Raw genomic sequence first — 11,244 nt, 5'->3', positions numbered from 1 at the left:
GTCCTCCTTGATTCGATGGTGCGGTTGGCAGACCGGCTACCATCTTATCATAAAGGTCAAGGGATTTTTACTCATAGCTATAAGCTTTCCTGAACCCCCAGTCGAACTGGGGGTTTTCTTAGACAAAAACGACCGTTCCGGCTCATCGCCGCAACGGTCGTCTCTAGCTGTCCGGATTACGCCTCGGAACGGCGCAGAGCCGCTTTCACGAATTCCCGGAACAACGGCTGCGGACGGTTCGGACGGGAGGTAAACTCCGGATGGAACTGAACGGCCAGAAACCACGGGTGATCCGGAAGCTCGACCATCTCGACGAGACGTCCGTCGGGAGAAGTTCCGGATATGCGCAGGCCCGCCGATTCGATGCGCTCGCGGTATTCGTTGTTGAACTCGTACCGGTGACGGTGCCGTTCGTAGACCAGCTCGTCTCCGTAGCACCTCGCCGCCAGGCTTCCCGGCGTCAGCTTGCAGGGATAGAGACCGAGGCGCATCGTGCCGCCGAGATCTTCGATATCCTTCTGCTCCGGCAGCAGATCGATGACCGGATACGGCGTCGCCGGGTGGATTTCGGAGCTGTTGGCGCCGTCCAGGCCGGCCTTGTGGCGAGCGTATTCGACGACCGCCACCTGCATGCCCAGGCATATGCCGAAGAACGGCGTTCCGCTCTCCCGGGCGTACCGGATTGCGGTAATTTTCCCTTCGATGCCCCGATCTCCGAAGCCGCCGGGCACCAGAATGCCGTGTACGCCGCCAAGCAGCTTCCCGACATTGTCCGGCTCGACCTCCTCGGCGTTGACCCAGCGGATGTTCACCTCCGAGTCGGCGTCGATGCCCGCATGACCGAGCGATTCCACAATGCTCAAGTAAGCGTCGTGAAGCGCAACGTATTTGCCCACGATCGCAATCTCGGTCGTCTTCTTCAGCGATTTCACCCGGTTGACGAGCGCTTCCCATTCCGTCATGTCCGGAGCGCCGGCCTCCAGGTTCAGATGCTTGACGACGTAATCGTCCAGCCCCTGCTCCCGCAAATTCAGCGGCACCTCGTACAGCGTCGAAGCGTCGCGGCATTCGACGACCGCGTTGACGTCGATGTCGCAGAGGGAGGCGATCTTGCGCTTCAGTTCGTCCGCCAGCGGGTACTCCGTGCGGCAGACGATGACGTTCGGCTGGATGCCGATGCTGCGCAGCTCCTTCACGCTGTGCTGCGTCGGCTTCGTCTTCACCTCGCCGGCGGCTTTTATATAAGGAATTAGCGTAACATGAATATACATCACGTTATCGCGTCCGATATCGCTCTTGATTTGGCGGATCGCTTCGAGGAACGGCAGGCTCTCGATATCCCCGACCGTGCCGCCGATCTCCGTGATGACGACGTCGGAGCCCGCTTCCCTGCCCGCGCGGAAGACGCGGTCCTTAATCTCGTTCGTAATGTGCGGAATGACCTGTACCGTACCGCCGAGATATTCGCCGCGGCGTTCCTTGCTGATGACCGTAGAATAAATTTTGCCCGTCGTCACGTTGCTGTTCTTCGACAGATTAATATCGATAAACCGTTCGTAGTGGCCGAGATCCAGGTCGGTCTCCGCCCCGTCGTCGGTCACGAACACTTCCCCGTGCTGATAAGGACTCATCGTTCCCGGATCGACGTTAATATAGGGATCGAACTTCTGAATGGTCACCTTAAGCCCGCGATTCTTAAGCAACCTGCCCAGCGATGCGGCGGTAATGCCCTTGCCGAGCGAAGAAACGACGCCCCCCGTTACGAAAATATATTTGGTCACCCTGTACGAAACCTCCCGCTGCCTGCTGATGCGGCATTTCTCGATTATCATTGCCTGAAACAGTTTTCTCCTTGCAAACCGGGGAAAAAATAAAAAAGTGTCACCCAATAAATGGGGGCACTTTTCACTCATCCAACTCTATGGAAAACCGCGCTTCTAAAGCCCAAGCCTAAGTTTAACTTCTGAAATGGGCGGTGTCAAGTAGAACGGCCTCCCCGTCTTCAGACGGGGAAGCCGCCCGCGCCGGGCGCTTCGGCTGGTCGCTGCGGTCCATTATAGATCGTCGTCGTTATCGAGTTCGTCGTCCGCGAGCTCATCGTCCTCGAACTCGTCATCCTCGTCCTCCGGATCGAGCTCCTCGTCGATCTCGGCCTCTTCATCGTCCTCGATCACGACTTCGTCGTCGGCGTCGGCCGCTTCCTCGCCTTCTTCGAACACGCCCTCCTGATCCTCGTCGAACAGATCGTAGCTTTCCTCGTCTGCCGCTACGACGTCCTCGTCTTCGCCGAACAGATCGTCTTCGTCCTCATCGTCGTCGTCGTTGATGATGCGAGGACGCTTCGTTCCTCCCATCTGCTCGTCGGAGCGCTCGACCGGATACCAGCGCTTCAGTCCCCAGACATTGCCGCCTACGCAAGCGAATCTTCCGTCGATATTGATCTCGGTATACAACTGGGCAATGACTTCCGTAATTTGCTCCTGGGACAATCCGCGCATCTTGGCGATTTCCATCATCAGATCGCGATAGTACAACGGGGTGTTCGCTGTCTTCAACAGCTCGTAAGCCAGATCGACCATCGGCATCTCGCGGATTTTCTCGGAGTCGATTTTCAGCACGTAATCGGCGCTCACGCGACTTCCATCCTCTCTGTATGTGAACCGGCATAAACCTTCACGTTAATTTGTCAACCTTTAGTAAACCGTATTTCTTATAAAATTGCAAGTCGCAAACCAAAACACCCGGGGCGCTTCTCCGGACAAGCCAGTCTTGTGAAGGCAAGCGAAAAAGCGAAGGCGTGTCCCAAGCGGACGGCGCCTTCGCTTTTCGACTGTATCCTTCCCGGCCGCTCCGCGGGCGGAGGAACCGGCATGACCAAGAGTCTCACCGGGAAACTCTCTATTCATCCTATGTCGCAGGCGCGAAAATGACACGGGACAGCGCCTATTTCCTGCGAAAAAGGCCACATTCCCAAGCTTTTGCCGCCGGACGTTCATACAGTAGAGGACACGACAGAGAAGCGCGTCTTTGCGTCTTCTTGTCCAGCACTTTCGTCCGGGAGGGAAGCCGCATTGGATGCAAGCGAAGCCGCGGGCCTGCCCCGCGAATCCCCCGACCTGCCGAATAGGCCCGCCCCAAGGCGGATTGTCCGCTTCCTGGATTCCCGCGATTACGAACGATTCCTTCTGGAGCGTCAGCCCGGCAGCTCCCGCTTCGGAGAGTCGGCTCCAAGCCTGCGCCATCTCCCGCTGATTCAGGCGGTCTCCTTCCCTGAGGAGGAGACGGAGAGCCTGCTTTCCCGCGCAAGGGGAGAAATCGTCTGCGAGGAGGACGAACCCGTGGCGGTCCATGCGCTGCCCAAGGGCGCAATCGTATCCGACAAGGGGATTCCCTGGGGAGTTCGCCACATTCAAGCCCCTCAAGCGTGGGGAAGAACGACCGGCTATCGGGTTAACATCGGAGTGATCGATACCGGAGTAGACTACGGCCACCCGGATTTGCGGCATTCGCTCGAGAGAGGCATCAATCTGCTGAATCGAATGGCGCTGCCCCAGGACGACAACGGCCACGGCACGCATATTGCCGGAACGATCGCCGCCGCCAACGAGCTGCAGGGCATGATCGGGGTCGCTCCCAGATCGAGAATCTATCCGGTTAAAGCCTTCGACCACAACGGAACCGCCTATGTCTCCGACATCATCCTCGGCATTGAGTGGTGCGTCCGCAACCGGATGAACGTCGTCAACATGAGCTTCGGCATGCGCAGAAAAAGCCGCTCCCTGCTCAGCGCCGTCACTCAAGCCTACCATTCGGGCGTGCTGATCGTCGCTTCTTCCGGCAACGAAGGCCGGATCGGAGACATCGATTACCCGGCCGGCTTCGGGCAGACGATCGCCGTCGGGGCGACCAACCGTGCAGGCCGCATCGCCAAATTCACGAATCGCAGCCCGCTGATCGACATTTACGCTCCGGGCGATCGGATCATGTCCACCTGGCTGAGAGGCAAGCATCGCGAGATGAGCGGGACGTCGATGGCGACGTCCCATGTGACGGGAGCGATCGCCCTGCTGCTGGCGCTCCGGCCGAACCTCACTGCGCCGCAGATCAAAGCGATTGTGAAGGCCTCCGCCGTCCCCCTCAGAAACGGCAAAGCTCCCCGGACGGCCGGGGAGCTGAACGTGACCCGCATTCTAAGCTCGGCGGATCGGTTATAATCGCTACATCTTGTCCGGGGCCGATACGCCGACGAGAGCCAGCGCGTTCGCGATCGCAATTCGAATCGCGTCGAGCAGCTGCAGGCGGGCCTGACTCTGCTGCGCATCGTCGGTAATGACGCGTTCCGCCTTGTAGTAGCTGTGGAACTGGGAAGCCAGCTCGTAGACGTAGCGGATGATCGCATGAGGCGCGTAGATCCGCGCCGCTTCCGCGATCGTCTCCGACAGCTCCCCGACCTTCCGCAGCAGATCGAGCTCCTGCTCGGCGGCCAGCCGGGTCAAGTCGGCCTCCTGCCACGGCCGAAGCGCAATTCCCTGCTCCTGGGCCTGGCGGAAGATGCTGCAGATTCTCGCATGCGCATATTGGACGTAGAATACGGGATTCTCGTTGGATTTCGACACGGCGAGATCCATGTCGAAATCCAAGTGGGAGTCCATGCTTCTCATCGTAAAGAAGTAGCGAATGGCGTCGACGCCGACCTCGTCCATCAGATCTTCCATCGTGATCGCCTTGCCGGTCCGCTTCGACATTTTTACCTTCTCGCCGTTCTGGAACAGGCTGACCATCTGGGCGATCAGCACGGTAAGCTTGTCGGGATCGTTGCCCATCGCCGCCATCGCCGCCTTCATTCGCGGAATATAGCCGTGATGGTCCGCTCCCCAGATGTTGATCAGTTGATCGTAGCCCCGTTTGTACTTATCCATATGGTACGCCGCGTCCGGCGTCAAATACGTGTAGCTTCCGTCGTTCTTCACCAGCACGCGGTCCTTGTCGTCGCCGAACGTCGTGGAGGCCAGCCATACCGCCCCGTCCTGTTCGTATACGTGCCCCTTCGCCCGCAGCGCCTCCAGCACCTCGACCACTTTGCCCGATTCGTAGAGGGAGGTTTCGCTGTACCATTCGTCGAACCGCACGCCGAACCTCGCCAGATCGCGCTTGATTTTAGCCAGCTCCTTGTCCAGACCGTAACGGCGGAAAAAGGCGAACCTTTCCTCGTCGGGCAACGCTAGCAGCCGATCCCCTTCTTCGTCCGCCAACTCCTTGGCGAAGCCGACGATATCCTCTCCGTAATAGCCGTCCTCCGGCATATCCGCATTCTGACCGAGCGCCTGACGGTAGCGGGCCTCCAAGGACTTGGCCAGATTGTTCACCTGGTTGCCGGCATCGTTAATGTAGTACTCCCGCGTCACCTCGAAGCCTGCAGCCGCCAGCACGTTGCAGAGCGCGTCGCCCACCGCGGCTCCCCGCGCGTGCCCAAGGTGGAGGCTTCCCGTCGGGTTGGCGCTGACGAATTCCACTTGAATTTTCCGGCCCCGGCCCGCGTCGACATGACCGTATTTCTCGCCCTGAACGCGCGCTTCGCCGATTACCGGATACAGGAAGCTCTTCTCCAGTCGAAAATTGATGAAGCCCGGCCCGGCAATCTCCGCAGACTGAATATGCGCGCGACCCGCTTCCAGGTTGCCGATGATCGCCTCGGCGATCTGACGCGGATTCTTCTTGGCGATCTTCGTCAGCTGCATCGCCAGATTCGTGGCCAGATCCCCGTGCGCCTTGTCCTTCGGCACCTCCAGCACGATAGCCGGAAGCTCGTCCTTGGCCGCGACCAGCCCTGCCGCCAATGCGGCGTCGGCCAGCGCTTCTTTAACCGATAATTGCAATTGTTCCAATACGCCCATCTGGCTTATTCCTCCCGAATGTCCAGCCGGATGCGGAAGCTTCCGACCTTCTGATCTTGCATGAGCAGGTCGTACGACCACTCTACTCGTCCGCCGGTCTCCGACAGCCTGCTGTCCAGCGCCGAAGTGAGCGCTTGGACCGCATGAAGGCCGTAAGGCGTCTCCATCTTGCCCGATTCAAGCTCGCCCCGTCGAAACCTCTGCTCCAGGAAAATCGAGCCCCGGCGCCTGAGCTGCAGCTCGTCCTCGCGGATAAACAGCGTATTGCTCGCCACCGTTCCGTTCTCGTCGGGCGCTTCCGCATACGTCAGCGCCCAGCCCGTCTTCAGACGGAACAGCTCTCCGGGCGCCTTGAACCGCTGCACGCCGCCGTCCTCCTGCCAGCTCCGGAACTCGACCTGCACCTTCCGCTTGTCCGGCATTGCCGCTCTCTCCTACATTCTCATACTCTTGTTACTACTATATACAGAACCCTTCCCCAATTCAAATGGAACGTCCGGCGACCGCGCGCCCCAGCGCCTCGGCCAGCTTGCCGGGAGGATAGGGCTTCACCAGATATGACGCGACTCCGAGACGCCGCGCCCGCTCCTGCTCCTCGAAGGCGCTTGAGACGACGATCGGCACGCTCCGCAGAACCTCGTCCCGCTTCATCCGTTCCGCGACGTTCCATCCGTCCGTCCCCCTCTCCAGCACGAGATCCAGCACGACGGCGGCGGGAACGAACGCTTCCAGCGCCCTCATCGCCGCCTCCTCGTTCGAGAAGCGACTCACCCCGTATCCGGAGGCCTCCAGTTCGTCCGCCAACAGATCGGCCAAGTCCGGGTCGTCCTCGACCAGGTACACCTCCATCGCGCGACCGTCCCGCTCGGCGCCGGCGGCCGCTTCGTCTCTCCACTCCAGCGTCCCGGCGTACAGAGGCAGCAGCAAGGAGAACGTGCTGCCTTGTCCGTAGACGGAGGCGGCGAACGCTTTGCCCTTGTGCACGTCCATAATCTCCTTGACGATGGCCAGCCCCAGTCCGGTGCCCCCAATCTCGCGGCGATCCGAATTGTCGACCCGGTAGAACCTGGAGAACAAGCCGGGCAGAGCTTCCTGAGGAATGCCCAGCCCTTCGTCGGTCACATCGATTCGAAGCTGCCGGTCCTCCTCGCTACAGACGACCGTTACGGTTCCTCCGTCGGGAGAGTATTTGACGGCATTGCCGATCAGGTTCATGAACACCTGTCTCAGTCTGTCCGCATCCGCATAGACTTCCGTCTCGTCCGTCTTCCGAATCCACTCGAACCGATGAAGGCTCGACGCCACCTGCTGAATTTCCAGCACCTCCTGTAGGAGCGGCGCGACGTCGACTTTCCGGAAATCGTACGACTGCCCGCCCGATTCCATCCTTTGCAAGTCCAGAAAATCGTTGATCAGAGCCGTCAGCCGCGACGCTTCCCGGTGAATCGTCCGGATGTATTTCTTCTGCCTATCCGGGGTCAGCTCCTTGTGAAGAAGCAGCTCTGCGAAGCCGAGCACGCTGGCCAGCGGCGTTCTCAGCTCGTGGCTGACGGTGCTGACGAACTCCGACTTCACGCGGTCGATCTCGTACTGCTTCGTCACGTCGCGATGGACGAACAGCGTTCCTATTCGATCGCATCCGCGATACAGCGGCTCGCAATACATCTGAACGTGCCGCTGCACGGGCCCTTCCCACTCGTAATCGATGCTCTTCGCCTCGGTCCCCTGGCCTTCCACGATGTCGGCGATGAATTTCTCGAACGGAGCGGGATCCTTCAAGAAGGGCTGGATGTAAGCGCCGTATTCCTCAATCGTCGGATTCCAGCTGCGACCGACTTCGTCGCCCATCATCTCGATCCAGCGCGAATTCACGAGCACCGTCGTCCCTTCCTTGTCGATCAACTGCACCCCTTCGTGGAGCGCGTCCAACGTATTCTGCACCATACGGCGCTGCCGTTCGGCTCTCTCATACAGCTCCAGCTTGTCGAGGGAGATCGAGATCTGCTTGGCGAAGGCGGACGCTTCCGCCTCCTCCTTGCCGGTCAGAGGCAGCCCGATCCGGGTCAGCGCGATGCAGGCCGTCACCTCGTTATCCGAATTCAGTACGGGCACGTAGAAGTCGTACGCCTTCAGGCCGTAGGATTCCTCGTGATACCCGAGCTCGGCGGCCGACACCGGCCGCTCGAGCGAATACGGCGCCCTGCTTTCCCTGACGCGCGCCAGCGGTCCCTCGTCCGCATTCGCCGCGAACCTGCGGATCGCCTCCTCGGACAGGCCGAATGCGGCGTGATCCCGGTCGGCGTTCAGCTGCAGAATCATTCCTTTATCCGCTTTCAGGATGTGAACCAGATTGCGAATGATGCTCTTCAGCAGCTCGGGCCGGTCCAGCGTATTCGCCAGCGACTGCACGAACTCGTTGTGCCGTTTCAGCCTCAGCTCGTTCTCTTCGGTGCGGGCGAGCGCCTTCGTCAGCTCCTCCTGCTGGGCCTGGAGCTCCTCCTGCTGGGCCAGAAGCTCCTCGTTCTGGGCCAGCAGCTCCTCCGCCTTGGTCTGAATCTCGGACATCATCGCCTCCAGCGCCCGGGCGAGGCCCCCGATCTCGTCCTGCCGGTTCGTATACCGGATCACCTGCGGACGGCCGGTGGCGAACTGCTTGGCGTTCGCGGCCAGCCTGCTGATCGGCAGGCCGAAATCTCTCGCCGCCAGGAAAATGACCACGGCAGATAGAGCGACGATGCCCGTTATGTAGACGATAAATTGGACGCTGCTCTGCGTCACGGACCTCGCCAGAAGCGAACTGGTGTCATCCAATCCTTGCTGATAACCCGCATGAAGCTCCTTCGCTTCGCCCACCAGACGCTCCAGCGTCCGCCCTTCCTCCGAGGAGAGCGCCTCCCGCAGAGACGTTCTGTCGCCCATGCTCGCCAGCAGCGCCGCCTCGGGCAGCCAGTCTTCGAAATAATGCTCCAGATACCGTTCCAGCCTCTCGGCGAAGTCCGCTTCCGCCGCATCCAGCTTCAGCTTGACGTATTCAGCAACGACAGCCTGAAGCTCCTCTCCTTCGCGGACGGCGGATTCGTACTCCTTGTCGTCTAACGCGGCCAAGTAAGCGTAAGTGTAGCTGGTCATATCGCCCAGGTTCAGCACGGTCTCCTGCATTAATTGCTGCTTATGCTTGTCGCGGTCGTAAGCCTCGCGGTACTTCGTCTCCATCTGGCGATCGCTCCAATAGATCAGTCCGCCGCCGATAAATACGAGCAGGAGCAGAATGAGCATCAGACTTGCGAATCGGGTTGTGATGCTCCTCTTGTAGTAATGGCCCATCAGCCTACGCATCGAGCATATCCCCGATCTTCCTCGCCAATGCGAGCGGGCTGAACGGCTTGGACATGAAGTCGTCGGCCCCGGCCAGCAGCATGCGATCCCGCTCCGCCTGCTGGCTCTTGGCCGTCAGCATCAGAATCTTTACCCGTCTGCCTTCCGGCTGCCGCCGTACTTTCTCGATCACCTCGTAGCCGGTCAATCTCGGCATCATATTGTCCAGAACGACCAGATCGTACGAACCGGCGGCGATTTTCTCAAACGCCTCTTCACCGTCGCACGCCAGATCGACTTCATAGCCTTCATCCTCAAGCGTATCGGCCAGCAGCATGCGCAAAGCCGATTCGTCTTCCGCCACCAACAATCTGTACAAGGGTTCCACCACGCTTCCTAGTTGAATTCCATTCGCTGCATGAGCCTTACGATTCGAGTCTGCAGATCCTCCAGACGGAACGGCTTCGTGACATAGTCGTCCGCTCCGAGCTTCAGGGCGTTGACGATGTCGTGATTCCCGGACCGTCCGGTCAGCATGATCGCGGAATACCGGTCGGTTTCCGGCAGGGAGCGCAGATGCCGCAGCACCTCCAGTCCGTCCATCCCCGGAAGCATGCCGTCCAGAATGACGATATAGGAGGCTTTCTCCCGATGCCAGGCGTCCGCCAGAAAATCTTCCCCGGATCGGTAGGCGCGAATTTCCCCGCCCCGGCCCGTACCGATCACCTCGCGCAAATGCTCCATCAGCAGCGCCCGGACGATCGGGTCGTCATCCACGATTGCAATGCGCGCTTTTCTGGAGGTCGGCTTGGCCTCCGTCTCCCGGTTGACGGCTTCGATCCGGTTGCGGCCAAGCTCCTTGGCCAGATAGAGCGCCTGATCCGCCAGCTCCAGCCACACGCGGCAGCGGGCCGGATCCGGCTCGACGATCTCGATGACGCCCGCCGAGAACGTGACGCGCAGCTCCCCCTCGCCATCGACGAAATCGACCCTGGCAAACTCCTCCCCAAGCCGCGCAAGCAGCGAGCGCGCTTCCTCTTCGCGCGTTCGCGGAAGCAGCAGCACGAACTCCTCCCCGCCGTACCGAAGGAAAATATCCGTGGCGCGAATGCGAGTCTTCATGAACGCCGCGAATTCCGCCAGCACGCGGTCGCCGACCAGATGTCCGTAGCGGTCGTTGACCGCCTTGAAATGATCCAGATCGAGGATCGCCAGCGAGAAATTCTCGTGAATTCTTTGCGCGTCCAAACAGAGTGTCCGATACGCGTCCTCCATATATTTGCGGTTGTAGGCTCCCGTCAATTCGTCTATGAACAGGAGGTCGTCCAACTGCTTTTTCCGGGCCAACTGCCTTTGGATCCGAACGAGCAGCTCCTCGATGTCCAGAGGCTTGTTCAGAAAATCGTCGGCGCCCATCCGGAACGCCCGCAGGCGCGTTTCCCGGGCCGTATCCACGCTGATGATCGTCGTCGGAATGTACCGCTTGCGAATTTGCTCCTTAATGGCATCCATCACTTCGAAGCCGTCCTGCTCGGGAATGAGCAGGTCGAGGATCAAGCAGTCCGGCGCCCGATCGTGAAAATAATGGATCGCCAGCGCAGGATTCACAGTCGCGATGACGTAATAGCCGCTGTTCTCCAGCTCCTCCTTCAAGAAGTGAAGCAATGCCGCGTCGTCGTCGAGAATAAGGACAAGGGGCTGGTCCCCGGTCTCGCCTTGTTTGTCGAAAAAGGACGTAGGATAAACCGCCTCCTGCTGCTGAATCTCGTAACAGGCGGCGATCAGTTCGATCATGAACGTCCTCAGCTTCTCCGGTTCCCAGAACTCTTCCGGAGAAGCGTGCTGAATCCGCTCCATCAGCTCTCCCGAAACCCCGTATAGCCGGGTCAGCCCAATCGTCCCGGACGTTCCCTTCACGGAATGCAAAAATCGCTCCGCTTCCACGCGGGGAATAGCGGAGTCCGACTCGAACCATATTTCCAGTTGCCTGCGAATGTTGCTCAGCAACGCGTCCTGGTATTTCTGCACGGGGTAT

8 protein-coding genes are annotated in these 11,244 nt (G+C 59.8%); 1 reads left to right on the top strand and 7 read right to left on the bottom strand.

Translation table 11 applies throughout. From position 1 onward, the window contains the following. Positions 1-176: 176 nt before the first annotated feature. A complete protein-coding gene (locus ACFO3S_RS22965; protein WP_378100810.1) occupies positions 177-1,781 on the bottom strand; it encodes a CTP synthase in 1,605 nt (534 codons plus the stop codon). Between the two features lie 273 nt (positions 1,782-2,054). Further along, entirely contained in the window at positions 2,055-2,633 is a 579-nt protein-coding gene (rpoE, locus tag ACFO3S_RS22960) for a DNA-directed RNA polymerase subunit delta (protein ID WP_378100808.1), read from the bottom strand. 438 nt (positions 2,634-3,071) lie between these two features. Here rpoE and ACFO3S_RS22955 point away from each other — a divergent pair, with 438 nt between their 5' ends. Continuing rightward, complete coding sequence (locus ACFO3S_RS22955; RefSeq protein WP_378100806.1) at positions 3,072-4,214, top strand: S8 family peptidase; 1,143 nt, start codon at positions 3,072-3,074, stop codon at positions 4,212-4,214. Between the two features lie 3 nt (positions 4,215-4,217). Here the strand turns inward: ACFO3S_RS22955 and argS are convergent, their stop codons facing one another. The 5 genes from argS to ACFO3S_RS22930 form a co-directional block, all read right to left on the bottom strand. After that, complete coding sequence (argS, locus tag ACFO3S_RS22950; protein WP_378100804.1) at positions 4,218-5,894, bottom strand: arginine--tRNA ligase; 1,677 nt, start codon at positions 5,892-5,894, stop codon at positions 4,218-4,220. A 5-nt stretch (positions 5,895-5,899) separates the two neighbouring features. After that, positions 5,900-6,316 carry a YwiB family protein gene (locus tag ACFO3S_RS22945; RefSeq protein WP_378100803.1) on the bottom strand — a complete coding sequence of 139 codons (417 nt, stop codon included), beginning with the start codon at positions 6,314-6,316 and terminating at the stop codon, positions 5,900-5,902. A 61-nt stretch (positions 6,317-6,377) separates the two neighbouring features. After that, on the bottom strand, positions 6,378-9,230 hold the full coding sequence (locus ACFO3S_RS22940; protein ID WP_378100801.1) for an ATP-binding protein: 2,853 nt from the start codon (positions 9,228-9,230) through the stop codon (positions 6,378-6,380). Next, a complete protein-coding gene (locus ACFO3S_RS22935; protein WP_378100799.1) occupies positions 9,223-9,588 on the bottom strand; it encodes a response regulator transcription factor in 366 nt (121 codons plus the stop codon). The genes ACFO3S_RS22940 and ACFO3S_RS22935 overlap by 8 nt, the downstream gene beginning before the upstream one ends. 17 nt (positions 9,589-9,605) lie before the next feature. Next, positions 9,606-11,237, bottom strand: coding sequence for a GGDEF domain-containing response regulator (locus tag ACFO3S_RS22930; protein ID WP_378100797.1), 1,632 nt, complete (start codon positions 11,235-11,237; stop codon positions 9,606-9,608). Positions 11,238-11,244 lie beyond the last annotated feature (7 nt).

The sequence above is a fragment of the Cohnella hongkongensis genome (assembly GCF_042654645.1).
GTDB classification, from domain to species: domain Bacteria; phylum Bacillota; class Bacilli; order Paenibacillales; family Paenibacillaceae; genus Cohnella; species Cohnella hongkongensis.
Note: the sequence above shows the minus strand (reverse complement) of the source record. Positions and strands in the feature narration are given on the sequence as shown.

Excerpts from the sequence above, each read along its gene's own strand:
- argS (WP_378100804.1), bottom strand. The coding sequence starts at position 5,894 with ATGGGCGTATTGGAACAATTGCAATTATCGGTTAAAGAAGCGCTGGCC.
- ACFO3S_RS22945 (WP_378100803.1), bottom strand. The coding sequence starts at position 6,316 with ATGCCGGACAAGCGGAAGGTGCAGGTCGAGTTCCGGAGCTGGCAGGAG.
- ACFO3S_RS22940 (WP_378100801.1), bottom strand. The coding sequence starts at position 9,230 with ATGCGTAGGCTGATGGGCCATTACTACAAGAGGAGCATCACAACCCGA.